The organism is Methanothermobacter crinale, assembly GCF_055397825.1.
This window is the reverse complement of sequence record NZ_AP042450.1, coordinates 1098921-1125839: the sequence shown is the minus strand read 5'-3', so window position 1 is coordinate 1125839 and position 26919 is coordinate 1098921. Positions and strand designations below refer to the sequence as shown.

The following is a 26919-nucleotide window of genomic DNA, read 5'->3' as shown; positions in this document are numbered from 1 at the left end:
TGGATATTATTTTATCCGACATGGGTGTATGAAACCGGCCCTTATTAGGTGGTCTGCGATTATTATTGCAATGCTTGCCTCTGCTACTGGCACTATCCTTGGACATATACAGGGGTCGTGCCGACCCTTTATCTGTATTGTTGTTTCTTTCATGGTTTTGAAATTAATCGTCTTTTGAGGCAGTGAAATTGATGGTGTGGGTTTTACAGCTATCCTTGCAACTATTGGCATCCCATTGGATATGCCGCCTATGATACCACCAGAGTTGTTAGTGATTGTCTTTATCTCACCTTCTTCGATATAATATTCATCATTTACTTCACTTGCATTGCATTCGGCGACTTTGAAACCTAAGCCTATTTCAACGCCCTTCACTGAACCTATGCCCATGAGTGCATAGGCGATATCAGCGTCTAATTTTGAAAATACTGGTTCTCCAAGTCCTGCGGGAGCCCCTAATACTATGACCTCAACTATGCCACCAACAGAATCTCCCTTCTTTTTAGTGTCTAATATGAGTTTTTCCATTTTTTCAGCGGCTTTTTTATCAGCACATCTTACAAGATTATTTAAACTGTATTCTTCGATGTGTTTAGGGTCTATCCTCCTCGCTTTGATGTTACCTATCTGTGTCACATGTCCTATTACTTTGATGTTGAAGGTTTCTAGGAGTTTCTTTGCTATAGCACCTCCTATAACGTGGCCTATGGTGATTCTGCCACTCCCCCGTCCACCTCCACGATAATCATAGTGTCCGAACTTCGCCCTCCAGGTATAATCTCCATGTCCTGGTCTCGGCTTATATTTGATGGCCTCATAGGCTGATGAGTCCACATCCTCATTGTATACTATAGCTGCTATTGGTGTTCCATCCGTCTTACCCTGGAATATCCCTGATAGGATTTCTACCTTGTCCTTTTCCCTGCGTGGGGTTGTTATGGCACTTGTACCTGGACGTCGCTTATCAAGTTCTCTTTGTATATCCTCGACACCTAAGGATAGGCCGGCTGGGCATCCGTCAACTACGGCTCCGATGGCCCTGCCATGGCTGGAGCCGAATGTTGTAACCTGAAAGATCTTACCTAATGTGTTACCTCCCATAGGGGATCACTCTACTTACTTCCCTGGGGTAAATAAGGTTTTAACCAGTTGATGAAACTGTCAACACTCCTTGTCTGTATATATACTGTTCCATCACCACTAAATTCGGCTATTAATCCCTCTCCACCGAATATTGTGCTTTTAAGCCCGCTAATTCTTCTAACCTTGAAGTCTAGGCCATCTGTAAATGCTACAATATGGCCAGTGTCTATGACGAACTTTCCATTTTCAATTCTTCTTTTATAGATACCCCCAAAACTTGACAAGAAAAGGGGACCATAACCCGTCAATCTCAAAAGGAATAACCCCTCCCTTGCAAAGAAAGTTTTAAAGCCTCCAAATTTTGTTTCAATCTCGATATCCTCAGCCGATGCTAAGTATGATCCACTCTGAGCATAAATTGTACCCTCAAGTTCAAAGGCTTCGATATCACCAGTATATGGTGGCGCAAGTTCGATGGTTCCAGGACCACCATCAGCATAAAACGTGTTCATGAACAAACGTTCACCACCCAATACCCTGCCAAGGGCCTTGAAAACACCCCCAGTGGCCGTCTCTACCTGTATATTTTCGCTCATGGAGACCATGGCCCCTGGCTCTGCTTTTATGCTTTCACCAGCTTCTAGTTCAACCTCAACTAAACTGAAACTTGGCCTGTGGATTATATTATATTTCATGGTATCACAAGAGAAAATTATGTGTCATCCAACATATAACCCTAGTAGTATGGAGTCCATGATTAGAATGATCTATAAGAAATTATTCAAGGCTTATGGAGAGCAGGGTTGGTGGCCTTTACTTGATAAGAAAGGTGAACTATCATATCATCCAGGGGATTATTCACCACCACATGATAGAGATGAAGTATTCCAAGTTTGGGTTGGTTCTATTCTTGCGCAGAATACAACATGGAAGATGGCATCAAGGGCCCTTATAAATCTTGCGAAGGCAAAAGCCCTTAAACCTTGCAGTCTCATTGAAATGAGGCATTCAAAACTTGCTGAATTGATAAAACCTGCAGGTTTTCTGAACCAGAAAGCAGGATATTTAAAAGAGATCTCGAAATTTTTCATAACCCTTAAGGGTGTTCCCAGAAGGGATGAGCTGCTCTCAATCAAAGGTGTGGGTGATGAGACAGCAGATACAATACTATTATATGCATATAAAATTCCAGAGTTTATCGTTGATTCCTATACCCTTAGGATCCTCAAAAACCTTAAACTGATAAATGGTGATGAGAAATATATGGAGATCAAGAAATTGTTCAAGGACAGTCTGCCATCCGATTATAGGATATTCCAAGAATATCATGCCCTACTAGTAGAACATGGTAAAAGATATTATAAGCGTAAATCTGCTAGAGATCCTCTCCTAAGTGATTTTTATGGTGGCGTTCACTGATATAAGTATTAGGATCATTAAGTTAACCTTCAAAGAGAGGTTTAAGTTGGCAAGGTTGGCTCGAAGGTCAAAGATTTTCAGAAAGATTGTTCACAAGCTATTTTTTGAAGGGGATGACATCCAAGTGCTTCCAAGGGATGAGACCATCAAATTAGATGTTAAAATTGACCCGCCAAACAATTCTATCCTACCCAGTCAAGTCCTCAAGGAAATAATATCTAAATCAAGGTACATATTCAAAATGGACTTCTGCATATGCAGGGTTTCATCCAATTGCAAAGACTACCCCCACGAATTGGGGTGTCTATTCCTTGGAAAAGGAGCTAATAGGATATCCAAGAAGGTTGGGAAACTAATATCAAAGGATGAGGCTATAAAGCACATTGAGGAGTGTGAAAAAGCCGGTTTGGTTCATATCATCGGCAGGAACAAGATAGACACGGTATGGTTGAACACCGGCCCAAAGGAAGAGCTTTTATCAATATGTAATTGTTGTCCCTGCTGTTGCCTCTGGAAGATGATACCAGAACTTCCAAGGGAACTTGCCAAGAGCATAACACCAATGAGTGGTGTTAGACTGGAATTCATCAAAGAAAATTGCATTGGTTGTGGAGATTGTCTCAAAAAATGTTTTATTAAGGCGATCAAGATTAAAAGTGGCAAGGCCCAAATAGATAATAGACTTTGCAGATGTTGTGGCAGATGCGCCACGGAATGTGAAAATGATGCTATAAGGGTCCTAGCTGATCCTGATGCTGTTGAGCAAGCTATAGGACGTGTGAAGCCACTAGTAGATGTTAAAGCAGAATAAATGTGATTAGTATGAAGTTCCCCACAAAAAGGATGAGAAGATTGAGAAAAACCGATAAAATGAGAGAAATTGTGAAAGAGACAAGAATATCCCCTAGTAATATGATATACCCGGTCTTCGTGAAGGAAAATCTTAAAAGAGGATCTAAGGAGCCCATAGAGACCCTGCCTGGACAATATAGGTATTCACCAGAGGCCGCTGCTGATGAACTTAAAAAACTTGAAAAAAAAGGATTGAACACTATTATACTCTTTGGAATACCATCGGAAAAGGACGATATAGGATCATCAGCATTTGATGAGAAGGGAATAGTCCAGAAGACCATCAGATTACTCAAGGAAGAAACAGAACTTGTTATCATAACAGATGTGTGCCTTTGTCAATATACAAGCCATGGACACTGTGGGATAGTTAAAAACCGGAAAATACTTAACGATGAAACCCTAGAATACCTTGGAAAGATTGCGGTGTCACATGCAAGGGCAGGGGCCGATATGGTGGCACCATCTGATATGATGGATGGTAGAGTCGCGGCTATAAGAAAAAGCCTAGATGAGAATGGTTTCCAGGATGTTCCAATAATGTCATATGCAGTTAAATACGCATCATCATTCTATGCACCATTTAGAGAGGCGGTATCCTCCACACCATCATTCGGCGACAGAAAAACCTACCAGATGGACCCTGCTAATGCAAAAGAGGCCATACTCGAGGCTAGACTCGATATAGAAGAGGGTGCTGACATCATAATGGTGAAACCAGCCCTGCCCTACCTAGATATTATAAGGTCTCTCAGAGAAGAGTTTAACACACCAGTGGCTGCATATAATGTAAGTGGGGAGTATTCAATGATAATGGCAGCCATCCAAAAAGGTTACCTAACAGAAGACGCCATATATGAATCTATATTATCCATTAAAAGGGCGGGCGCTGACCTTATAGTATCACATTTCACGCCAAGGCTATTAGATGGGGGTTTAAGGCGATGAAGCCATCATTAGTCGCGAAAATAGCTCAAATGGCAGCTGCCCTTGAAGTTAGTGGATACCCAAAACCTGGGAACGTGCACAGAACACAAAACTTCCATGACATGAGCTTTGAGGATTTTATCATAAGTGCCATTGTCATAGGAGACACCATGCATGAAGCGGCTAGAAGGGGTGCTAGGCTAAAAGACGAATTGGACTTCTCACCAATCAAAATTGGAAACCTCATACTAAACGCGATAAAAGAAACCCGCCAGTGGGTGTCCACAAACACCAACCTAGGCATTGTAATGTTACTAACACCACTAGCCTCTGCCGCGGGTATGATAACAGAAAAGGACCTTCAAGGCCTCAGAGAAACAGTAAACAGGATAATGTTACAGACAACACCCCAAGATGCCGTGGACCTTTATGAAGCCATTTCAATAGCCCAACCTGGGGGGATGGGAAAACAGGACCAATTTGATGTTAATGATGAAGAATCCAAGACTAAGATCATAAAAGAAAAGGTCACATTATTTGACGTTCTCAAACTCTCATCCTCATGGGATCTCATAGCAAGAGAACTTACAAGTTCAATGCCAATAACATTTAACATAGGATTCCCAACATTTAAAGAAACTTACAAGAAGGCTGATATGAACGCCGCTGTCGTTCAGACATTTCTAACAATCCTATCGAACTTCCAAGACACCCTCATACAAAGACAACATGGCAAAGAAGCGGCTGTAAAAGTGACAAATGAAGCCATGGAAATACTCAACAAAGGGGGAATATTAACAGGACAGGGACTAAAAGCCCTTAAAAGCCTTGACAAAAAACTGCAAAAAAGGGGTATAAATCCTGGCACAACCGCAGATTTAACAGCCTCCTCCATAATGGTGGGACTCATAGACTACTATTGGGATAAAATAGAATAGAAGGTGCCACAATGGATGTTGAACGCATAATCGACGAACTCCACCTATATGAAAAGAAGGTTTTGAAGGCCCTGGAAAAACTTGAACCACCAATAAACCCAGAGAATATTGTAAAATCGCAAAAAATGGATATAAAAGCTGTTATGAGCGCCCTAGGATCGTTAGAGTCCAAAGGACTTGTAAGTGTCCATAAGAGCATGGACAAAATACTCAAACCCACAAAAACAACTAAAAAATATGCAATAAAAGGGCTGCCAGAAAGACAAATACTCCAACTACTCTCAAAAGAAGGCCCATTAAAAATATCCAAGATCATGGAAAAAAGCAACTTGGACAAGACAGAGGCCAAAGTCGCTATAGGTTGGCTAATGAGGAAAAAATGGGCCAAGATTGAAGACAACACCCTCAAGATAACATCAGAGGGTGAAAAATCATTAGAAAGACTAGGACCTGATGAAATACTATTAAAGGAACTCGCAGAAAAAGGCCGAATAAGATTATCATCTCTATCAGATGAATTCAAAGAAGCATTCAAACTACTCAACCAAAGAAAGGGGCTTTTAAAAGTAAAAAAGGTTAAGGAACACGAAATACAATTAACAGATAAAGGCAAAGCCATCCTAGAGAGCGGATTAGAGATACGGGAAGAGGCCACACAACTAACCCATGAAGACCTAAAAACCGGAAAATGGAAAAAATTATACTATAGAGGGTACGACATCCACGCAGAATATCCAACAATCTTCCCAGGCAAAATGCATCCATTAAAACGTATAATAGGGGAAATCAGGGACATATTCCTTAAGATGGGTTTCACAGAAGCCAGGGGCCCAATAATAGAATCTGCGTTCTGGAATTTTGATTGTCTCTTCCAACCCCAGGATCACGCCGCTAGGGAAATGCAGGACACATTCTATGTTAAGAATCCCCCAGAGACTAAATTGCCAAGTAAAAGTTTGGTTGAGAAGGTTAAGATGGTCCATGAGTATGGGGGGTTAACTGGCTCAGAAGGTTGGCAATACAAATGGGATGTTGAAATCGCGAAAAAGAGTGTATTGAGGACCCATACAACATGTGTATCTGCACGCTTCCTCCTTGAAAACAAACCACCTTTAAAAATGTTCTCCATTGGGAGGGTTTTCAGGAGGGAGACCATAACCTATAAACATCTTCCAGAATTCCACCAGGTTGAGGGTATAGTCGCAGCTGAAAATGTTACATTTAGGAACTTGCTCGGGATCTTGAGAGAATTTTACAGTAGACTAGGATTCAGGGTCAGATTCAGACCAGCATACTTCCCTTACACTTATTTGTCAACTGAGTGCGAGATCTATCTCCCTGAAAAGAAAACATGGATAGAACTTGGGGGGGCTGGGATGTTCAGACCAGAAGTTCTGGAGCCCCTCCAGGTTGAAACTCCAGTAGCGGCTTTCGGCCTTGGCATAGAAAGGTTGGCGATGATAAGATTAGGTATAAAAGATATAAGGATGTTGTATCAGAGCAACCTGGGATGGCTTAGGAGTTTACCGGTACGCCCCCCAAGATCATGAGAGTAAAAGCCTATAATATTCACCATTTTTTCTCAGGATTTTTTTATTTTCTAGTGATAGTAGGAGCTTATACATTTGGAGGTTGTCTAGTCTCAATTTGCCATAGAGTAGGTTCCCCTCGAGGGTGTACCGTGGGATCAGACCATCCACTGCCAATTCTTTGATTATTTTAATGGCCTCTTTTTCTAGTTGGTTTAATTCTTCGATTTTAACTTCCCTTTTGTTTTCAACTACCTTGATTTCATCCTTGACCTTCTGGGGTTTTATCTTACCATTTTCACGTATTATAAGATTTTTTGATTGTAAATCATTGAGTATTTCATGGTAATCGTGTTCTGATATGTCCACTCTCATCTTAATTATCTTCTCTGGTATCCCATCTATGAATTCTGGTTTAAGATTCTTTATCTCTTCGTATATGATGTTCTCCTTTTTCGTTATTATTATCATACTGTCCCACCATGGCCTATATGGGGACTAGGATACCGGCGGCTACTAACCTGCAAATATCTGTTTTTGTTATAACACCAACAGCCTTATCATCATCTACTACGAGCAAACCTGAAACGTCAGCCCTTAGCATGAGATTTGCAGCGTCTTCAATGTCGTCCTTAGCAGATATTGTGATAACATCCTTGACCATGATATCCTCTATTTTTAGTCTCTTTTTAGGTTTCCTTGATCCTAGTACTCCGACAAGGTCAGTGTATGATACCACGCCCACAGGTTTTCCCTCGTCATCTAATACAAAGAGTCTTCTGATACCATGTTTATACATTTTCTTAAAAGCTTCAATTGGTTCTGTATCAGGGCCTATTGTTATAACTTCTGGGTTCATAGCCTCTTTAACCTTCATTTTTAACGCCCGCCGGATAAACCTTGCCTGTAAAGGTGTGGGGGGCGGGCTTCTCACCTCCTTTAAATTTTAAATACAGACATTAGCTTATAGGAGCCAGCCTTTAAAGATTGTCATCTAGTCCTATGCAGAGGTTTGATGGATCACCTTCCAAAGCCCCCAACTTCAATTAAGGGGGATTAGTTCACCCTAATACTAATAAACTTAAAGCTATTGGATGGATGTGTCCCTTTCCTGGTTTGTTGCCCCCACACAATCAATATGGTGTGTAGGTTCATCTGATCTAAACTTTGGAGCTCCGTAGCATGCGCATGGATTATTTTAGTGGGTTGATAAATTAAACTTTAAATATTATGTTAGATTATTAATATAATATTTTAGTATAAATCTAGAGGAGGGATAATAGGTGATGCGTATAAGCATGTCATTACCAAAGGATCTGCTTAATGAATTTGATGAGGTATTACGTGATAGGGGCTATCAGTCAAGGTCTAAGGGTATAAGGGATGCTATAAAAGATTATATAGTCCGTTATCAGTGGATGAAGGAGATGGAAGGAGAGAGGGTGGGTGTGATCGCAGTAATTTATGACCATCACTATACTGGGGTCATGGAAGACCTTGCGGACATACAACATGCCTACCGCGAGTATATAAGTGCTGTCATGCATGTTCACATGACAGAAAGGCACTGCCTAGAGGTCATAGTGGTCAGGGGAGATGTTGAGAAAATCCGTGAACTGACAGAGAAGATGATGAGACTTAAGGGCGTTGAACATGTGAGGCTCATAAGCACATCCACAGGCAAGGACATAGAACACGAAAAATGAAATTTCTCGTGACAACGTACCATCACGACCTCCTAAAGGATTATGAAAGACTTTCGGGTTTTTATGAGGCTATAAGAGAACATGCCCATGGCATAGTCTATGATATAGGTGCCGGGAGCGGGATACTATCCTACTTCGCGGCACCATATTCTAAAACTGTTTTTGCAATAGAAAAGGATGAAAAAATAGCATCATACGCCGCCAGCAACCTTGCAAACCTCCCCAATGTGAAGGTAGTTCACGCTGATGCTCTCTCATATAATTTCCCCCTTCAAGCAGATACCATAATCTGTGAAATGCTAGATACAGCCCTCATAGACGAAGAACAAGCACCCATAATAAACAAATGCTTAAAACATCTGAAAGAAGGCGGGCAGATGATACCCTATGGTGTTATCAACGGGGTTGAAGCGATAGAAATGGACTCAGAGACGATCAGATACGATGAAAACTACGAATACAAGACTAAAGGAAGATTAATAATCTACGATAATATAAGATTCAAGGAAAAAATAAATGAAAAATTTAAGAAAACGTTCAAAATCCCGGCGAATGGTAAAGCCAATGGATTAAAAATAACCACATTCACACTACTTACAGAGAATATCATAGCAGGCCCAACCCAGATGATGAACCCACCACTACTTATACCAATAGAAGAAATCAAAGAAGAAAATTACATGATAAAAGTCACCTTATCCTATAAAATGGGAGGAGGGCTCAACACAATAAAAGCCAAAATCAAAGACATAGAGGACCAGAACACATGAACATAAAAAAAGGACTTGAAAAATTCCTAAAAAACCATGGGAAGGTTCTTATTCTCACTGTTGGAAACGAATTAAGGGGAGACGATGGACTAGGACCGGCCATCGCGAAAAAACTTTCAAAAAATGAAAACCTCATAATCATAGATGGTGGCACAGTACCCGAAAACTTCACAGGGAAAATCAAAAAAGAGAACCCAACCCATATCATAATCATAGATGCTGTGGAGATGGGAGCCAAACCAGGCACGATAAAAATCATAGAAAAGGATAAAGTAGCCAATTACAACATATCAACCCATGCAATGCCACTATCATTCCTCATAGAATACCTACAAGCTCATAAAGATTATAGGATAATCCTAATCGGGATACAACCCAAAAGGTTAGACTTCTCCACTAGAATATCAGAGCCCGTAAGAAGATCCATGGAAAGGCTCATCGCAATCCTCAACAAAACAATCCAGTGATAATAATGAAAATACTATTTATCGGCGCCCGCCTATTCAATGACGTGGCAGATTATGCCAAGAGGATGGGAATAACCACAATTCTCACAGAATCCAACCCAAAAGCCCCCAACTTGGACCTAGCAGACAAACACTACATAGTGCCAAGAGGCATGGACACACCTACAGAAATAGCCCTCCGCGAAGACGTGGACGCGATAGTGCCGCTCATAGGCGTGGATCCGCCACTAATCGAAGTTGCAAAGATGAAAGAAAAACTAGAAAAAGAATACAACATACCAGTAATAGCATCAAACACAAAAACCACCATAATATCCACCAATAAAATAAAAACAAAAGAATTCTTCAAAGAAAACAATATAAAAACTCCAAACTATCATATAATAGAGGATAAAATCCCGGAGACAAGTTATCCCACAGTCCTCAAACAAGAAAAAGGGCAAGGCGGCCAAAACCTGCTAATAGCAAAGAATAAAGAAAGTATAAAATCCTACCTCAAAATTTATAAAAAGGCCATAATGGAAGATTATATCAATGGCCATGAAATCTCAGTAGAAGTCCTAAGATGGGATGATAAATCATTCCCCATAGTAGTAGTAGACAAAGGCAAAACAACAACAAAGGGGATACACCCACTCCAAAAAGTGAAAAAAGCCCCCGCAGATATCCCAGGATTAAACAATAAAAAAGTATTAAGATTGGCCCAGAGGATAACAGAAAAGCTCCAAGCAGAAGGAAACACAGACATCGACATGATATTCCACCCAGAAAGCCGAGAACTGTACACCATTGAAGTCAACACAAGACCAAGCGGTACAAGATATTTATCAGCCGCCTCAACAGGAATCCACCCATTAGAACAACTCATTAACATGGCCATGGGCGAATGGAAACAGAAAAAACTCGTCCGCAGAAAATTCCACGCACTAGAAATACCAGTAGGAGAATTTGAATATAATAATCCGCCAAGAACCTTCAAAGGCGAAAACAGTTGGATACTCCACGGGCCGGAAGGTCACAAGAGAATAACCATAAGATCCACCAATAAAAAGAAAACCAAAGAAATCCTTAAAAAATTAAATATAAGGTTGATAAAATGATCCCAAAACTCATGGAAATCCTCATCACCACAATAACACTCTCAATAATATTCACATTCTTTGTAAGGAAAACATTAAAGGAAGCACATATCACTGACAAGCCAATTGTCACAGAACATAAACATAAAACGGGAACCCCAACAATGGGCGGTTTAGGGATGCTACTTGCTATAATATGTATAACAATCCCATTAAAAGATAACTTGAATCTCATCCTAACAACCCTCATAATAATAGTATCAGCCCTTATAGGTTTACTTGATGACCTACTCGGTCTAAGGACGAGAGAAGTTCAAAAGATCATAAGGAACATATCCAATAGACCCGTTGAGATAGGCCAACTCATACTAAAACCTGGTGAAGAAGCTAGAGTCGCAACGCCAAAGGCGAAATCCGATTTTAGAAGACTCAAAGGGAAGGATCTCATATCAGTAGTGGGGGAGGTTCCCATCAAATATGAGATCAGGGAACGAGACAAGATAATCGTACAGTGCCTACCAGGGGTTCTGCTCGTGCTTTCAGGTGCCGTGACAGGCCTTGGAGGATTCCAACTTGGAATATTCATGATACCCATTGTAGTGTTTGGTGTGATAGGGGCTATAAATGCCGTTAATCTTATAGATGGAATGGATGGTATGGCAGCTGGTATAATGGCCATAGCATCCGCCTCCTGTGCACTATTTCTTTATTTGAATTCCCAGCCCATGGAGGCCGTGCCATTCATTGTACTTGCAGGTTCAAGTATAGGCTTTTTAGTGTTCAACAAGTACCCAGCATCCATATTTATGGGTGATACTGGATCATTCGCCCTTGGAGGGGGGTATGCGGCTGCAGTGATCCTAACAGGCATAGTATATTTTGGTGTTTTGGCTTTAACCGTCCCTATCGTTTCTGTTGTAATAAGTTTGCTTCATAGGGCCCATATAATAAGACTTCCTGTGGAACCATTGCATCACACACTCCATTATAAAGGCCTGTCTGAGAAGAACATAGTATTAATGTATTGGCTCGTAACATTGATTGTATGTGCCATTGGCTTATACTTTAGGGGAGTGTTCCCAACAGGTTAAGGCGGTTAATATGGTGCTTTCCCTTAAGTTGATAGCAGATAAAGTCCGAGGAGAACTTAAAGGCCAGGATAGGAGATTCGATGGTATCTTCACCACTTTAGGCGATGCTAGGGAAGGCGACATTGTCATAAGACATTGGATTGATGATAATGGTGTGAGAATGGGCTTGGAGAGGGGTATTTGCGCTATTATAACAGCAGATCCTCGTGGAGGAGCCCTAAAATCCGCCGAAGATTCTGGGATTCCCATAATCTTAGTTGATAGGATAGAATTTGCCAATGCATTCGCCCTTAGATGGGCTATTAAAAAATTCGCCCCTGAGACGAGAAGGATTGTGGTCACTGGTACTAATGGTAAGTCAACAACTACACATATGATATACCACATACTAAAAAGTTCAGGGAGGGAAGCCTACACTAATACTGATTCAAAATCAGAATTTAACACTCTTATCGATCCCGTTGTCCCAGCCCAGATAGCCAAGGAAGCCCGGGAGAAAAAACTTGAATATTTAGTAGTGGAAGTTTCGGAGGTTCAAGGGTGGCTTGGTAGAGTAATGGAGGATCATGCATATCTTATGACACGTGCAATAGACCCCGAGGTTGTTGTGGTCACAAACGTGGCCCTTGATCATATAGGATTGCTGAATTCTATAGAGGAGGCCCAATGGGAGGTCTCAGGGGCTGTGAGGGCTATGAATAGGGGGATTGCAGTCTTAAATTATGAAGATGATCGCGTGAGGTCAATGGCTAGCCTGAATAAGAAAATTAAAAGTTTCTTTTATGGCGAAGGGACATCAGTATCATATAGAGAAAATGGTATCTATATCAATGATAGACTATCAATCTCAAGGGATGATTTGCCATTCCAGAGCAGACATTTCATACAGAACGCCCTCGCGGCTATAGCGGCATGCATCCACCTTAAAATACCAATAGAGGATATAAGAGTTGGAGTATCATCATATAAGCCTTTGAAGAGGAGGTTTTCGATTATCCATGAGAACCCTCTTATTATTGATGATTTCGCCCATAACCCTGATGGTATAAAGGCAACAATAGAAAGTGTAGCCACCTTAAATGGAAGATTATGGATAGTATGTGCCATAAGAGGCTCCCGTGGAAAAGAAATCAACATCGCAAATGCAAGAGCCCTTGCAAAAACAATAAAGGATATAGACTATAACCTCATAGTTACTGATAGTTATGATGTGGTAGACGATCTCAACATGGTAAAAGATCATGAAAGAGAAGCCTTCCTTGAAGTCCTCCAAGAGCACAGGATAAAATACACACATCATAGAAAACTTGAAGAGGCGCTTATAGAAGCATTAAATAGAGCTTCAGAGGATGATATAATACTACTGATAGGAGCCCAGGGCATGGATCCCGCATCAACAATACTCAAAAAAATCCTAAAAATTAAAGGTGGATAAGATGCTAATACAGGTTAGAAGAGATACCCTACTCATATTACTAGTGGCATATATCCTTATCGTTTCAGGCAGGTTCATGACATACCTTTCATATGCATCATCAACAGCCGAACCAGAAGGAGTGCCCATCTCAGGGGTTATAGTTAAGGGAAATGACATAGTACCCATAGAATCTATAAGGGCGAATATTGCAGCCGCTGGTTTCAGACAGGGAAGTTACATCAAAGGTGATATTCTAGTAACATCTAAGAGGAGCATTCCATTAGACGAGGCCATATCAAATGCTGAGAAATTCGCTAAACTATCAACAATCCCAGGGACTAGCCTTACCCCTATTGTAGCCGCGGATGTTAAAGTTGATAAAAAAACGGGTATAGTAACCGTGAATGTTATCGAAGACTTTTCAGTGGTGAAAGTAAGATGAAGGGGAAAATTATCAAATTCCTTGGAATATTCATAATCTTCAATATCCTAATGGGAACTTCGGCCGCAACCTTGAATGTTATAGTAGTCACAGACCCCAGTGGACAGGACCCCAACGGATTCGCAGGGGGTAGCATGTCCTTTGCACAGAACATGTTCCAATCAACCTTCATATTATCCAAGGAACACCATTTCACAATCCTATCTGGTGGTGAAGGGGAGGCCATTCCCCGTCTCATGGCAATCGTAGACGCTATAAACATCCTTAAGAATGGTGGAACCGCCAAAGAGGCTGCTTCGGCCGCGAGTGGATACCCTGGTATAAGGATAATGTGTGGGGGTCCTGATAAAGGGGCGGCTGTTGGAGGCTCCTTCGATGCTTATGTTGTCATTGTAGAAGATGATGGCACTATCACGGTAACACCCTATTCTGGGGGGTTAGCTGTCCTGCCACCAGGGAAAAAGGGTGCTATAATCCATCTTAGGAATACCCATGGTAATCCAAAATATGGTACGGCCTCCGCTGTCAGGAAAGAAGTGGCGATAAAAATCGGTAAAATGATACGTGATGGGTATCCTGCCACAGTGATAGTCTCAGAAGTCTTTAAGGATGTCGCAGAGAATGCTGGTGAAAAGTATGGTGGTGGTGCTGTTAATGTGGCATCTGGCGTGTCCACAGGTGACATGTTCACACCAGCTAATTTGAATGAGACAGGTTACCCCATGGATCAACCTTATGCAAAGGTCTGTCCACATTGCGGTTGGAGCGCAGGTTATCCTACTGCAGAGAATTATAAAGTTTGTCCATTGGATGGAACACCCCTTAAGACTATCTATGCATATGATGCGCTGCGGGATGCCATAACAGTTACAGAGGGTACTGTTTCTGTTTCAGTATATGGTAGTGATGAAGCAGGGGTTATACAGACAACACAGGAAATTGTTAAGGCTACAGTTAAAGAGAAAGGTTATAGTGAAGAAGCCATAGCCAAAGAGATAAATGATGCCATAGATAATGGTCTTATCATAGGCGTTAATTATGTGGAGCCAAAGGATATAAACGTGAAGCCTGGTTCAAAGGCTGTGGGAGTCTATTACACCCCTCTACCAGATCATAGAACAGCACCCCCAATGGATCTCCCTATAAGTTCCAGTTTCTTTGAAATATTAGGGGATATACAAACAGCACTTGGATGCGTCCTCCTGATACTCCTATTGTTCAGAAGCACCCTCATAAGCTCATTTATGAGATAAGAGTTGATATGGGATGGCTTTAATACTCCTCAGAGCCGATAATAAGAAAAAATTGCTTAATGCTTTAGCAGATCTTGAAAGGCATGCTAATTTAAAAATAAAAGGGAAGCCGCGCTTAGTAGATAATAAAATGGCGGATAAAATAGTATCATCAGTCCTTGGAGGGCTGAAGAGGAAGTCTTCTGTGGCCGTTGCGGTTAATGTTGAAGAGGATGATACAACCTCCATACTAAGGATAAAAAGGATACACCCACCAGCTCATGTAATAGTTGTAAGCGAGGAATATCCAGAGAATAAACTTTTAGGGGAGCTTATCAGGGAAGCCCCCATATTTAGAGGATATTATTCCCACAAAAGAGAAGTTTAACGTTTCTTTATCCTAGCTATATCCCCGATGGTAGCGCCCCTAAATGATCCTGCCCTCTCTCCTAGAGTCTCTTCTTCCTCGAATTTTTCCAGTATCCGAATATTAAGGGTTTTCTCAAACTTTTTCGCAAGTTTTATATCTGGTTCCATCCTACCAGCTTCTATCCTATGAATTACAGATACTTTCTCATTCATCTTCTTGGCAAGATCTTCCCTTGACCAGCTCCTTTTCTCCCTGGCATCTCTTATAATCCTATTATAGTCCTCAAGAACCTCATATACTGGTTCCATGGGCCTTGTGGTTCTCCTTCTAGGCGTCCTCTTGGGTTTTTTTGGTTGTCTTTGCACTTTACCGAACTTTGAACAATCAGGGCACACATCCATTATTGAACCTTCGATTTTCACTTTGATAGGTCTGCCCATGATCTTCTTACCGCAGATCTCACATCTCATAGAAAATCTCCCCGGTTATAATATTGGACTAAGATATTTATTATTTTGTCTCCTTCCCATATTGGATCTCCCTTTTTTATGGGGGTAAAAGTTTATATACTTTTTACAGAAATAATTATAATCACATAAAAGGGAAAGTTGTGCAAGGAGGCTTTAATACCCTTTTGGAGAATAATTTTCCATCAATGGGAGTGTGAGGATCCTAGGGAATGTCCATGGAAAGACGCGCCCAGATGGGGTGGAGATATTATCATTCTCAAGCGGGAACCCTCCAATATCATGGGGGAGTCCAATTTGGATTAAAAAATTTGGATAGGAGTGTTCTAGAATCATGGAAAATAATCCACTCTACCTTTTTAAAAAAATTGAAGAACTAAAAAAGGAGATAAGAGCCCTTAAAGAGGAAAATGCCAAGATAAAGAGAAAACTAACATGGAAGATTAAAAAACTCGAAAAGGATAAACTCTTAATTGAAAATGAAAAACTAAGATTAGACAGGGAGGTTAAATCTCTCAGAGGAGAGATAGAAAGGTTTAGAACGCCTCCACTGGTTATAGCCACGGTCACCGAGGTCTTGGACGATCATAGAGTGGCCGTGAAGAGCACTACAGGTCCTCATTTCGTTATAAGCTACTCAAGGTTCATAGACAAGAAACTATTACAACCAGGGGCGAGAGTAGCCCTAAACCAGCAAACATTCAGCATAGTTGATGTGCTACCATCCGAGAAAGACCCAATAGTCACAGGCATGGAAGTTGAAGAAAGACCTGACGTAACATACGATCAGATAGGCGGCCTATCAGAACAAATAAGAGAAGTCAGAGAGACGGTGGAATTACCCTTAAGCAAACCAGAACTATTCGAAAAGATAGGCATAGAACCCCCAAAGGGTGTTTTACTCTACGGCCCTCCAGGCACTGGTAAAACCCTCCTTGCAAAGGCTGTTGCCCATGAAACGCATGCAACATTCATAAAGATAGTAGCATCAGAGTTCGTGCGAAAATACATCGGTGAAGGTGCAAGGATAGTCAGGGGAGTTTTCGAATTAGCCAAGGAAAAATCTCCGAGTATAATATTCATCGACGAAATCGATGCTGTGGCGGCGAAAAGACTTAAAAGTTCAACAAGTGGTGACAGGGAAGTTCAAAGGACACTAATGCAATTACTAGCAGAACTTGACGGCTTCGAATCAAGGGGTGACGTTGGTATAGTCGCGGCAACAAACAGGCCAGACATCCTAGACCCCGCCCTTCTAAGGCCGGGCAGATTCGACAGGTTCATAGAAGTGCCATTACCAAACGAGGAAGGACGCAAGGAAATCCTCAAGATTCACACAGCTAACATGTCACTCGCAGATGATGTTGACATAAACCTCATCGCAAGGATGACAGACGGGGCATCAGGCGCCGACTTGAAGGCAATATGCACAGAAGCTGGTATGTTCGCCATCAGAGAAGAAAGGGAAGAGGTTACAATGAACGACTTCCTAAATGCAGTGGACAAGATAACTGGAATCGAAAAGGAAGAAGATTTCAGAAGAGAAGCTGGGGTAATGTTCGGCTAAAAGAATATCTGTTGGCCTGTGATGAACCCTATGAGCTCTGAAGAGGTGATGAATGATGGGCGATCTGAGGCTAAACATCCCATAATTCTCCTATTGTCACCTTCTTATCCGTTTTCACCAACTTTGGTATTTTCCCTATTATACCAGCATTTTCCCCAACAACCACTAGAACCCCATGGAAATAATTCTTAAAACCTTCAGCTTTCTCCAAGGCGTTCTCCACAGCTTCATAGTCTTTATTACCATCAGCTGCGTTGGCGATTGACGTTGCAAGTGCATCAGCCACACTAGCCCTAGAAGCGAACACTGTCACCGCATCAGCCCGTCCAAAACTTATAGAGTGTCCAATGGTACCAGAGGATGTGCACACCCCACGGGGTTTTCGACTAGCCTTCAACTGGAATCCTATCTCCCCAGAGAGGGGTGAATCACCAGCATATAATCCAATATTAACCTTCCTATCATTTATAAGTGCTATATCCCCACCATTATCAATTATGGTATACTTTGAACCTTTACTTATGAGATGGTGAAGTGATAATTCAGATATGGTCCCTGCAACCGCCGCCATAGGCCCCACTCCACCGATTAAGCCCGCTTTCGACATCATCCTAACTATAGTAGGCCCGTCCTCGGCTGTTAATGGTTCGAGGGATGTGAGAAAATAGGGTCTACGCCTTATATAATCTTCCAATAATAACCTTTCCTTTAATATGAAAGCTGGGAGGCCATGATCCTCTATGTCGGTGGAGAGTTTTATCCTCGTCTCCTTAATCTTTATATTATCTCTCATCAAAATACTATCAATATTCTCTAATTATTTAATGTTTGGGGGTATTGACCATGAAATCTAGTGAAAGGATCATTTATAGTACTCGTCCTCGCCTGTTCCTTTATTCAAGTTCCATAATATTAAACCTTATAGCAGTTGTGATATTATTCTATATTCTACCATTCGCCATGGAGGCCACCGCAAAATTTGAATATTCTATAGGAGCTGCTGTTAGGCTGCCACTTGTACAGATAGTAACATGGATATTCCTAATTATCATATTAGTATTGATCATAAAGTCGATAATAGATTTTATATCCTGGAGGTTTACAAGGTACATTTTAACTGACCAGCGGGTTGTCATAGAAAAGGGTCTCCTACACAAGGAAACTTCATACATATACTATGATAAGATAGTTGATGTGGTATTTTCCCAGAGCCTATTAGAACGTTTAGTATCTGCTGGGGATATCCAAATATTCGGAGGCCATGAACACACACCCATAGTTTTAAAAAACGCCCCTAACCCCCAGAGGATAGATCAACTGATAAACCAGTTAATCTCTGGGGAATATGAAGCCATGTCTAAGGGTTTGAGAGGGAATAAGCCCCCAAGTAGGGGGTCAGCGCTTAAAAAACATTCAAATAAGTTCAAAAGATTAAGGTAACTTGGATGGGTATAGATGTGGGATTATGATGTTCTCGTCATGGGTGCTGGTCCGATCGGATCTACCCTCGCAAGACTCTTGGCAGAAAAAGGCTTCAAAGTTGGATTGGTTGAAAAAAAGAAGATAGTAGGCTTACCACTACAATGTGCAGGTTTAGTATCATGGAAGATAAAAAAGGTTAACATATTACCAGATGAGTTCATAATAAACAGGATAAAGGGTGCTATCATACATTCACCATCAGATCATACCCTGAAGATCTCCAAGGATGACGTGGAAGCCTATGTAATTGACAGAGTATCCTATGACCAGCACCTGGCCGAGGAGGCTGTCTCCAATGGAGTTGAACTTTTAACAAACAGTAAAGTGACAAAAGTTGATTATAAACATGGCGAAGTAACAATAAACAGAACAGATACCCTATCAGCCCCCATCCTCGTTGATGCAATGGGCTTCAAACCAGGTCAGAGAGGATTCCATGCAAAACAATACCTTATAGAATACCAAGATACCATAATGGATCCGAAGTTCCTCGACTTGAAAATCAACGCGAATATTAGCCCGGGCTTCCTCTGGAGAATACCCCTATCGAAGACAAAGGCAAGGATAGGTTTCTTTTCAGAGTCTAGAAAACCCTGGGATTTCCTAATCAAGTTCATAAAAGGTTTTTCACCTCACTTCAAGATAATTGAAAAATACCACGGTAACATACCAGCACCAGATCCCAACAGGAGATTATACAAGGGCAGATGCATCTTCATAGGCGATTCAGCAGCCCAGGTAAAACCAACCACCGGCGGGGGCCTCATATTAGGTTTTAGAGCAGCTAGGATAGCGGCCGAGGCCATAGAAGAGGCCATAACTGAGGGAGATCATAGTATACTCAGAGAATATCATGAAAGGTACCATGAAATCCACGACAAGGAAATCAAAAATCAACTCAGACTCCAGAAAACCTTTAAACTCCTAGGTAATGAAGAACTGGACAATGCAATCCTAAAGATGAAAGAAAAAAACCTCAAGGACATCATAATAACATACGGTGACATGGACGATCAAACACCACTAATACAAGAATTCCTAAAAAGAGGCCTTATCACATCACTGATACCATCCCTAATCTGGAAGAAGGTGACAAGAATATGGAAATAGCTATGATACTGTCAGGAGAACACAAAACACTACCCCCAAGTGAAGTCAAGAACCTGCTAAGAGCAGAAAATATAAAATACAAGGTAAAATATCTCAGAGACAAGCTAATGACACTCGAAACCAGAGCAGATAAAATCCCTATCTTCTCTAGGCTAGCCTATACACATGAAATATCCCAGGTCATATCAAAAACAGCGCCCGGGGGACTTGAAGAAACAATAAAATCCATCCCTTGGGAGGAGCTGATAGAGGATGACTTCGCAGTCAGAGTAAAAAAAATAGATAAAACCCCCATAGATTCGCCACTTATAGAAAAAAGGATAGGCACCATCATAAAAAAGGGCCACCCACACTTCCGCGTAAACTTGGAAAACCCCAAGACACTAATCCGTCTGATCATAGAAAATGATAAAATATTTATCACAAAAAGACTCTATAAAACCGACAAGAAACACTTCAACAATGCGAAGCCCCATAAAAGACCATTTTTTTATCCTGGCTCCATGAGTCCAAAACTTGCCAGGTGTATGGTCAACCTTTCAGGTGTCAGAGAAGGGGAAACACTCCTCGACCCTTTCTGCGGGACAGGGGGCATACTCATAGAAGCAGGCTTAATAGGGGCGAAGGTAATAGGAGTCGACATAGACCCTAAGATGATTAAAGGAGCTGAAGAAAACCTCAAATATTATGGTATAAGAGACTATGAGCTTATAAGGGCTGATGCCAGGAGTTTCAAACTTGAAAAACCCGTGAAGGCCATTGTAACCGACCCACCCTATGGGATATCCGCCTCCACCATGGGAGAGGAACAAGAAAAACTCTATAAAGAATTTCTCAAAACAGCAAAATATAACCTACAAGAAGATGGTAGAATATGCATGGCAACACCACATTACCTCCAACTAGAGGATATAACAGATGAATTCACGATAAAAGAAAAACATGCTATAAGGATGCATAAAAGCCTTACTAGGATCATATATACACTAGAAAAAACTGGGGGTTCATCTCATTGCAAGTGAAAATATTAGATACAACACTCAGAGACGGTGAGCAGACACCAGGAGTCTCATTAACACCAGAAGAGAAACTTAGAATAGCATTAAGATTAGACGATCTCGGTGTTGACATCATCGAAGCAGGATCAGCCATAACATCAGAAGGCGAAAGGGAAGCCCTTAAAAGGATCGCGAAAGAGGGACTGGACGCTGAAGTATGTAGTTTTGCACGTCCCATCGAAAGTGATATTAACGCGGCACTAGAATGTGACGTTGACAGCATACACCTAGTAGTCCCAACTTCTGAACTCCATATAAAGGAAAAACTCCGAAAACCCCCAAGTCAAGTAAAAGAGGAGGCACTGGAATCCGTAGAATATGCAAAAGACCATGGATTGATCGTGGAATTCTCAGCTGAAGACGCGACAAGGAGCAACATGCAATTCCTAAAGGGAATATTAAAAGAAAGTATAAGTGCGGGGGCTGAGAGAATCTGTGCATGCGACACCGTAGGAATCCTAACACCAGAAAGAGCCTATGAATTCTATGGCGAACTTTCAAAACTTAAAGCACCATTAAGCGTTCACTGCCACAATGACTTCGGACTCGCAGTTGCAAATTCACTTATGGGCCTAAGGGCAGGTGCAAGTGAAGTACATGCAACCATAAATGGTATAGGTGAAAGAGCAGGTAATGCCGCCCTTGAGGAGATTGTAGTAGCCCTCTACTCTCTATATGATGTTCAGACAAACATTAATACAAAAATGTTATATGAAACTTCTAAGATGGTGGCAAGACTTACAGGAGTATACATCCAACCTAACAAGGCTATTGTCGGCGAAAATGCATTCGCCCACGAATCAGGCATACATGTCGATGGCATCCTTAAAAAAGCCGAGACATATGAGCCCATAACACCCGAACTCGTGGGCCGTGAGAGAAGATTCGTTATTGGTAAACATATCGGGACTAGCGCACTGAAAGAAAAGTTAGAAGAATTCGATTTTAAAGTTGATGAAAAACAATTTCAACAAATATTTGAGAGAGTTAAAAGCCTAGGTGACATGGGTAAATGTGTAACAGACGTGGACCTCCAGGCCATAGCAGAGGACGTGGTAGGCATTGTAGAGGATAAAATGGTGAACCTTGAAGAAGTTACAGTAATATCAGGTAATAAAGTGACCCCAACAGCGTCAGTAAAACTAAGAATAAATGAAAAAGAGATCCTAGAAGCTGGTATAGGTGTGGGACCGGTTGACGCGGCAATAGTAGCCATAAAAAAGAGCTTAGAGGATTTTGCAGATATAAAATTGGAGGAGTACCACGTAGATGCTATAACAGGAGGTACAGACGCCCTCATCGACGTGATAATAAAGCTTAGATACAAAGACAAGATCATAAGCGCAAGAAGCACACAACCAGACATTATAATGGCCAGTGTAGAGGCATTCATAAGTGGAGTTAACCGCCTATTATCAAATGAAAAAATGAGAAAAAAATGGAGATAAAAATCCTAGGATTTAAAGGCCGAATAGAAGATATAAACGAAACCTTAGGTATGCTGGAAGATGATGGTATCGTGCAATTGATGGATGCCAAGGCAGTGGCTGGTAGAGAGCACGTGTTACACGCCACGGCACATGCAATCAAAGCATTCAAGAGGGGAGAGAACATAGCAAATGACATTGGCTTGGAAATATGCCTAAGGACAGCCGCCACAAGGCAAATAAGCAAAGCCCTCAAGATGGTGGGCCTCAAGGAGGGGCCGATGGAGATATGCGCAGTTCTTATAGACTCTGATAGATTAGATACATTATCAAGGATTTTCAAGCGGGACGACACCGTCCTCGAACCAGATACAAGATACCTTAAAAAACTCTATAATTTGACAAAAGATGAAATAGAACTTGTGGGTGTTACAGGGGCACTTATAGAGCGCACAACCCTCCTCATCCTTGAATCGTAGACTCTATCAGTTCTATCAGACCATCAAGGTTATCCTTTGTGAGTGATTCAACCTCTAAATTTTTTATCTCCACTGCCACTGCCTTCTTCTTCAGGCGATCATAGCTGGGACAGAGAGTTAAAATATTCCCACCATCCACTTCTAGGATCTTACGGAGTCTCCGAGAATCCCCTAGGGGATCCTCTGTGGGTATTATTATGTTCACCCCTCTGCTCCTCGGATGATATACCCTTTTTATTCTCCTTTTAAGGTATTCTGTGGCTTCAAGGAGCCTTTTAAGTGTTTGCGGCGCCCTTTTGAGTTCTTCGTTTATTGCTGCTGGCAGATAAGGGTCGATCTTCAAAGTCCTTGAAAGTAGATTGTCTTGGAGTATTCTTTGGTTGGAAGTTGCTATGAAGCCCCCGCCACCAGCATTCACTATCTTAGGGGATCCTGTTGACGCTATTATAACATCATTATAGTTGCTATTACATAGATGGCCAAGGGGGTCACCTATGCTCCCTGAGGCGTCCTCCACGAGAACTATACCATTCTCAGAGCAGATGTCATAGATCTCCTTGACTGGCTGTTCAGCAGTGTAACCGGCGAAACTTGTTAAAAAGAGCGCTGAAGGCCTTCTTTCCCTGATTGTGTTTTTGAGTTCTCTGGGTTCTATAATGCCAAGATTAGTTTTTAATGTTATCGTTTTTTTACCGAGAAACCTGGGGATTTGTCTGAAGCCTCTCCAACCCCCCTGGTCTGGTATGATGAAAGGTGATGGCAGACTGCTCATAACAGCTAATAATGCGGCGTTCCCACTATTCACGAGCTTAACCATTCTATGCCCTGTTAATCCCGATATTCTACTTTCAGCCTCTTCTAGGATCTTCTTTGTTTTGGATGGTTCCATGGCGGCCTTGCAGAGAGCCTTCATAGCGGCCTTTGATGGTCTTCTAAATTTGAGATTCAAGGCTCTCCCACCTTTTCTATGTGAATTCGTCGAGGCTTGTCTGCCTACCAGTCTCTCTGAGGAGGCGGCTCTCCCTAATATACTCATCAAGTCCAAGCTTTAAACATCCACCAATGCACTTTAACACGCCCCCGAGAGTGTTGAATTCCATGGGGGCCTGTTTCATGGCATTTTTCACACTCTCGCGTACATTGAACACTCCAAGTGGAATGTATCCCCTGTATGCCTCCCTTAATACTATTGCACCAGCCTGTTTCTCTTCACGGTCAAGGGCATCAAGCACGGCCATTTTTGAACTGTAATAACAGCCGCCAACCCTTGAGTATCCTCTTTTTGAATCCCCAATTTCATGGTCAGAAAATATAAGCTTTTCTGATCCTATAACACCCAAGAAGACTTCTATCCACTCGTATTGCCATCTCGTAGGCGTTAATATTATAATATACTTGTTTTTAAAACTTTCAAACTCATATACCCTATAGGAGTCGATAATATTATAAGTTTGGATTCTCTTAAGGAGCCTGCCTGCTAGTATGCTGTCGCAGGCTGTTATGGACCAGCGGGTGGGTACGAGCTTGCGCTTCCCTTCAATGCCTAGGACACCCACTGATAGACTCTTCTGTATAGTGGAGAATGGCACTCCCATCCTATAGAGGTCGTATATTGCATCAGATGCTTTAAGGTCGCTATCATAATAGGCCTTTTCAAGATGACGATCCCATTTCACATTGTCTACTTGGAAGTATTCTATTGGGGCACTAGGCCCATGTGGTGGATGTTCATCACCAAAAAAGTGCAGTCCCTTTGGCTTATGTGAGAATAAGACTTCGCTGTCAACAGGGGATTTGGCGAGTGTTATCTCCTGGAGTTTCTCCACTAGTTTGTTATTGAAATCTTTGACATGGACCCTCTGCTTTCCCCTTACAAGGTTGAGACGATATCCTATGATATCCTGGATACTTTTACCTTTAGGTATCCATTCCTCTGGTAAATCCATGAGATGGACATCATCACCCTTGGATGTTACAAGAGGCCCTGCATAGACCTTCGGATAATTATAGCTTCCGATGAAAACTGATGGGGGTGTGGATCCTTCCATTTCCTTCTCAAAATTTGATGATCTCAGTCTAATCTTCTTTGTAAGCCTTTCAAGGTATTTATACTTCGATCTTATCATCAGAAAAACTTTATAGGAATTACCCCCTAATATAGTCATTGTATGGATTCTAAAGAGACTATAATTGGTAGAGTCCAAGGGAAACTTAGACCTGACTTGTCCATTGATGAAATAATAAGAATACTTTCAAGTATACCATACTTTGACTGGGTTGGAATATATCTCCTGGAGGGTGATGAGCTAGTATTAGGCCCATATATGGGTCCGGCCACGCCACATGTTAGGATACCATTAGAACGTGGAGTATGTGGGAGAGTTGCGAGGACTGGTAGAGCATCTATTGTTGATGATGTTTTATCTGATGATGATTATCTTCAGTGTAACGAAAGTGTTAAATCTGAGATAGCCATCCCTATCAAAAGGGATGATAGGATCCTTGGAGTTCTTGATGTTGACAGTAACCGGCCTGCCGCCTTTGACGAACTTGACAAAGACTTGCTCGAAAAGGTTGCGTTAATAATCTCAAGGCTGCTCTAGAACTATTGTTTGAGGATTATTATGTCTGGACGTGAGGTTATGCTTCCAAGTTCTCTTTTGCATTTCCCACAGAATCTTCTGGCGGTTATGCCAACAACCATGTAGGTTCCTGGGAAATTCCGCGCGTATATCATGTCCGCCTTGAGATCTAACCTTCCTAGGATACCCTTTAAGGTTTTTGCTATTTTCTTGTGGAAGACTTCTGCTTCTTCTGTTTCAAGGCCCCTGAGGTCTGCGAGCAATCCCCTGCAGCCGCATGCCATGTTAAATATTTTAACCTCGGGGACGAATATCGCCCTCCCACTCAGTTCTTGGAGGGTGTCCTCGATCTTGTCCCTTGCATGGGACAACTCTTTTAAGGTTTTGTTCATTATAGGTCCCTTCTTTTAAGGATCAACTCTTTGGCGAGGTTTTCGCAGAAATTACATTTATGGCATGATTTTTTGCAGGTTTTCCATTGTCTTATAGCGCCTTCAAGTTTTTCGTTTGGTATGTGGAAGTGGTCCCTTAATTCGTTTGGGCAATCCAATAATTCTAGGAGATTACCCTTGTGGTTTCCTTGGAGGTAACTTTTCATGGTGTCTATTATCCATTGAGTGGTGTTTGCTCTGCCGGAAATTTTTATTATGTCGATGCCTATCTTTTCATATTCCGGGATGTCTTCTGGTCTTATCCAAGGCGATCTTATTATGAGTGTGGGTTCTCTAACTCGTAGTGAAATACACTTTTCGAAATAGTAGTCTCCTATGATGGCTATTTGGGGTGAAGCTGTGATATGTGAGAATAAGTTGAAGTGTGAGTGACGGAATGGGCATTTATAAAGGCATGCTTCATTGGCTATGACCTTGAGTTTACAAGTTGTAGCTTCTCTTATAGCCTCTAACAAGTCGAAGTGTCTGTTTATATTCGTGTCGACTGTTATCTCATCTGCTCCTAAATCTTCGAAGAATTCGGCCCTTTGGGGTGAATCCACGTGGGCTATGCATGATACTCCCACTTTTAGATCCTGTAGTTCCTTTGATATCATCTCTACTAGGTATGGGTCTGAGACTATGACTGTGTCCACGTTTAGTGTCTCTAATTCTTCTAGGTACTTCCTGAAGATGTTGTAACCATTGGAGGTTAGGTGTTGCCCTGACAAACATGAGGAATTTAGAATCAATTTAAATTTGATATTGTGGTGATGTGCATAGGATGCTTGCCTTCCAATGTCTTCTAGGAGTGGTGAATGTAATGTTGCCCGGCCGCTGCCCATGTACTCTGATGGGCCTGCCATGTAAACCTCGTCTATGCCCCCTTTTAGTTCTTTTATTATTTTCCTGAGGGATTCTGTGTCTCCTGGGAGTGGCGCGCTAAACTTCATCATTGGTATTCTAGGAATACCCTAATATAAGGATTATGATA

31 protein-coding genes are annotated in these 26919 nt (G+C 41.6%); 21 read left to right on the top strand and 10 right to left on the bottom strand.

Annotated features, from left to right (window positions below):
• Positions 1-6: 6 nt before the first annotated feature.
• Together aroC and ACZ5XX_RS06540 are read right to left on the bottom strand one after the other, a co-directional pair.
• Entirely contained in the window at positions 7-1101 is a 1095-nt protein-coding gene (gene aroC / locus ACZ5XX_RS06545) for a chorismate synthase (RefSeq protein ID WP_464583684.1), read from the bottom strand.
• 11 nt (positions 1102-1112) lie between these two features.
• Entirely contained in the window at positions 1113-1778 is a 666-nt protein-coding gene (locus tag ACZ5XX_RS06540; RefSeq protein WP_464583681.1) for a TIGR00266 family protein, read from the bottom strand.
• 58 nt (positions 1779-1836) lie between these two features.
• Here ACZ5XX_RS06540 and ACZ5XX_RS06535 point away from each other — a divergent pair, with 58 nt between their 5' ends.
• The 5 genes from ACZ5XX_RS06535 to pheS are packed head-to-tail and all read left to right on the top strand — an operon-like array spanning position 1837 to position 6769.
• Positions 1837-2502 (top strand): endonuclease III domain-containing protein, encoded by a 666-nt coding sequence (locus tag ACZ5XX_RS06535; RefSeq protein WP_464583679.1) that lies wholly within the window; start codon positions 1837-1839, stop codon positions 2500-2502.
• Positions 2503-2548: 46 nt separating this feature from the next.
• A complete protein-coding gene (locus ACZ5XX_RS06530; protein WP_464583677.1) occupies positions 2549-3313 on the top strand; it encodes a 4Fe-4S ferredoxin in 765 nt (254 codons plus the stop codon).
• An 11-nt stretch (positions 3314-3324) separates the two neighbouring features.
• The gene (gene hemB / locus ACZ5XX_RS06525; RefSeq protein WP_464583675.1) at positions 3325-4302 is read left to right on the top strand and encodes a porphobilinogen synthase; all 978 of its coding nucleotides are present in this window, start codon (positions 3325-3327) and stop codon (positions 4300-4302) included.
• Positions 4299-5219, top strand: a complete 921-nt coding sequence (locus ACZ5XX_RS06520) for a triphosphoribosyl-dephospho-CoA synthase (RefSeq protein ID WP_464583673.1) — start codon at positions 4299-4301, stop codon at positions 5217-5219. Before hemB ends, ACZ5XX_RS06520 begins: the two co-directional genes overlap by 4 nt.
• Positions 5220-5230: 11 nt before the next feature.
• Positions 5231-6769 carry a phenylalanine--tRNA ligase subunit alpha gene (pheS, locus tag ACZ5XX_RS06515; protein ID WP_464583671.1) on the top strand — a complete coding sequence of 513 codons (1539 nt, stop codon included), beginning with the start codon at positions 5231-5233 and terminating at the stop codon, positions 6767-6769.
• On the opposite strand, the gene ACZ5XX_RS06510 is transcribed toward pheS, so the two are convergent.
• Entirely contained in the window at positions 6764-7219 is a 456-nt protein-coding gene (locus ACZ5XX_RS06510) for a hypothetical protein (protein ID WP_464583669.1), read from the bottom strand. The genes pheS and ACZ5XX_RS06510 overlap by 6 nt on opposite strands.
• A 16-nt stretch (positions 7220-7235) precedes the next feature.
• Entirely contained in the window at positions 7236-7625 is a 390-nt protein-coding gene (locus tag ACZ5XX_RS06505) for a CBS domain-containing protein (protein ID WP_464583667.1), read from the bottom strand.
• A 409-nt stretch (positions 7626-8034) separates the two neighbouring features.
• On the opposite strand from ACZ5XX_RS06505, the gene nikR reads away from it, so the two are divergent.
• Genes nikR through ACZ5XX_RS06460 form a run of 9 tightly spaced genes read left to right on the top strand, consistent with a single transcriptional unit; the run spans position 8035 to position 15340 of the window.
• Positions 8035-8454: a nickel-responsive transcriptional regulator NikR gene (gene nikR / locus ACZ5XX_RS06500; protein WP_464586285.1), complete on the top strand. Its 420-nt coding sequence runs from the start codon at positions 8035-8037 to the stop codon at positions 8452-8454.
• Positions 8451-9224: a methyltransferase domain-containing protein gene (locus ACZ5XX_RS06495; protein ID WP_464583664.1), complete on the top strand. Its 774-nt coding sequence runs from the start codon at positions 8451-8453 to the stop codon at positions 9222-9224. The genes nikR and ACZ5XX_RS06495 overlap by 4 nt, the downstream gene beginning before the upstream one ends.
• Entirely contained in the window at positions 9221-9691 is a 471-nt protein-coding gene (gene hycI / locus ACZ5XX_RS06490) for a hydrogenase maturation peptidase HycI (RefSeq protein WP_464583662.1), read from the top strand. Before ACZ5XX_RS06495 ends, hycI begins: the two co-directional genes overlap by 4 nt.
• A 5-nt stretch (positions 9692-9696) precedes the next feature.
• On the top strand, positions 9697-10791 hold the full coding sequence (locus ACZ5XX_RS06485; RefSeq protein WP_464583660.1) for an ATP-grasp domain-containing protein: 1095 nt from the start codon (positions 9697-9699) through the stop codon (positions 10789-10791).
• Positions 10788-11861, top strand: coding sequence for a glycosyltransferase family 4 protein (locus ACZ5XX_RS06480; RefSeq protein ID WP_464583658.1), 1074 nt, complete (start codon positions 10788-10790; stop codon positions 11859-11861). The genes ACZ5XX_RS06485 and ACZ5XX_RS06480 overlap by 4 nt, the downstream gene beginning before the upstream one ends.
• Before the next feature lie 10 nt (positions 11862-11871).
• The gene (locus ACZ5XX_RS06475) at positions 11872-13296 is read left to right on the top strand and encodes a Mur ligase family protein (RefSeq protein WP_464583656.1); all 1425 of its coding nucleotides are present in this window, start codon (positions 11872-11874) and stop codon (positions 13294-13296) included.
• Between the two features lies 1 nt (position 13297).
• Entirely contained in the window at positions 13298-13720 is a 423-nt protein-coding gene (locus tag ACZ5XX_RS06470) for a hypothetical protein (RefSeq protein ID WP_464583654.1), read from the top strand.
• Between the two features lie 50 nt (positions 13721-13770).
• Entirely contained in the window at positions 13771-14973 is a 1203-nt protein-coding gene (locus ACZ5XX_RS06465) for a hypothetical protein (RefSeq protein WP_464586283.1), read from the top strand.
• Between the two features lie 13 nt (positions 14974-14986).
• Positions 14987-15340 carry a DUF356 domain-containing protein gene (locus ACZ5XX_RS06460; protein WP_464583652.1) on the top strand — a complete coding sequence of 118 codons (354 nt, stop codon included), beginning with the start codon at positions 14987-14989 and terminating at the stop codon, positions 15338-15340.
• On the opposite strand, the gene ACZ5XX_RS06455 is transcribed toward ACZ5XX_RS06460, so the two are convergent.
• Entirely contained in the window at positions 15337-15792 is a 456-nt protein-coding gene (locus ACZ5XX_RS06455; protein WP_464583650.1) for a multiprotein bridging factor aMBF1, read from the bottom strand. The two genes, ACZ5XX_RS06460 and ACZ5XX_RS06455, sit on opposite strands and share 4 nt — an antisense overlap.
• Positions 15793-16123: 331 nt before the next feature.
• Between ACZ5XX_RS06455 and ACZ5XX_RS06450 the strand changes: the two genes are divergently transcribed.
• Positions 16124-17356, top strand: coding sequence for a proteasome-activating nucleotidase (locus tag ACZ5XX_RS06450; protein WP_464583648.1), 1233 nt, complete (start codon positions 16124-16126; stop codon positions 17354-17356).
• Between the two features lie 70 nt (positions 17357-17426).
• On the opposite strand, the gene ACZ5XX_RS06445 is transcribed toward ACZ5XX_RS06450, so the two are convergent.
• Positions 17427-18149: a UPF0280 family protein gene (locus tag ACZ5XX_RS06445; protein ID WP_464583646.1), complete on the bottom strand. Its 723-nt coding sequence runs from the start codon at positions 18147-18149 to the stop codon at positions 17427-17429.
• Between the two features lie 50 nt (positions 18150-18199).
• Here ACZ5XX_RS06445 and ACZ5XX_RS06440 point away from each other — a divergent pair, with 50 nt between their 5' ends.
• From ACZ5XX_RS06440 to cgi121, 5 genes are read left to right on the top strand one after another with little or no spacing between them, the layout of a single operon-like run.
• On the top strand, positions 18200-18796 hold the full coding sequence (locus tag ACZ5XX_RS06440; protein WP_464583643.1) for a PH domain-containing protein: 597 nt from the start codon (positions 18200-18202) through the stop codon (positions 18794-18796).
• Between the two features lie 15 nt (positions 18797-18811).
• The gene (locus ACZ5XX_RS06435; RefSeq protein ID WP_464583641.1) at positions 18812-19948 is read left to right on the top strand and encodes a geranylgeranyl reductase family protein; all 1137 of its coding nucleotides are present in this window, start codon (positions 18812-18814) and stop codon (positions 19946-19948) included.
• A complete protein-coding gene (locus ACZ5XX_RS06430) occupies positions 19939-20970 on the top strand; it encodes a TIGR01177 family methyltransferase (RefSeq protein WP_464583639.1) in 1032 nt (343 codons plus the stop codon). Before ACZ5XX_RS06435 ends, ACZ5XX_RS06430 begins: the two co-directional genes overlap by 10 nt.
• Positions 20961-22454, top strand: a complete 1494-nt coding sequence (locus tag ACZ5XX_RS06425; RefSeq protein ID WP_464583637.1) for a 2-isopropylmalate synthase — start codon at positions 20961-20963, stop codon at positions 22452-22454. Before ACZ5XX_RS06430 ends, ACZ5XX_RS06425 begins: the two co-directional genes overlap by 10 nt.
• Positions 22445-22912, top strand: a complete 468-nt coding sequence (gene cgi121 / locus ACZ5XX_RS06420) for a KEOPS complex subunit Cgi121 (protein WP_464583635.1) — start codon at positions 22445-22447, stop codon at positions 22910-22912. The genes ACZ5XX_RS06425 and cgi121 overlap by 10 nt, the downstream gene beginning before the upstream one ends.
• On the opposite strand, the gene ACZ5XX_RS06415 is transcribed toward cgi121, so the two are convergent.
• Positions 22896-23861 carry a DegT/DnrJ/EryC1/StrS family aminotransferase gene (locus tag ACZ5XX_RS06415; protein ID WP_464583633.1) on the bottom strand — a complete coding sequence of 322 codons (966 nt, stop codon included), beginning with the start codon at positions 23859-23861 and terminating at the stop codon, positions 22896-22898. The two genes, cgi121 and ACZ5XX_RS06415, sit on opposite strands and share 17 nt — an antisense overlap.
• Before the next feature lie 16 nt (positions 23862-23877).
• Entirely contained in the window at positions 23878-25038 is a 1161-nt protein-coding gene (locus ACZ5XX_RS06410; RefSeq protein ID WP_464583631.1) for an Nre family DNA repair protein, read from the bottom strand.
• A 42-nt stretch (positions 25039-25080) separates the two neighbouring features.
• On the opposite strand from ACZ5XX_RS06410, the gene ACZ5XX_RS06405 reads away from it, so the two are divergent.
• Positions 25081-25515 carry a GAF domain-containing protein gene (locus ACZ5XX_RS06405; RefSeq protein WP_464583629.1) on the top strand — a complete coding sequence of 145 codons (435 nt, stop codon included), beginning with the start codon at positions 25081-25083 and terminating at the stop codon, positions 25513-25515.
• A 2-nt stretch (positions 25516-25517) separates the two neighbouring features.
• Here the strand turns inward: ACZ5XX_RS06405 and ACZ5XX_RS06400 are convergent, their stop codons facing one another.
• On the bottom strand, positions 25518-25886 hold the full coding sequence (locus ACZ5XX_RS06400) for a DUF5402 family protein (RefSeq protein WP_464583627.1): 369 nt from the start codon (positions 25884-25886) through the stop codon (positions 25518-25520).
• Positions 25886-26881 carry a U32 family peptidase gene (locus tag ACZ5XX_RS06395; protein WP_464583625.1) on the bottom strand — a complete coding sequence of 332 codons (996 nt, stop codon included), beginning with the start codon at positions 26879-26881 and terminating at the stop codon, positions 25886-25888. The genes ACZ5XX_RS06400 and ACZ5XX_RS06395 overlap by 1 nt, the downstream gene beginning before the upstream one ends.
• Positions 26882-26919: the final 38 nt, after the last annotated feature.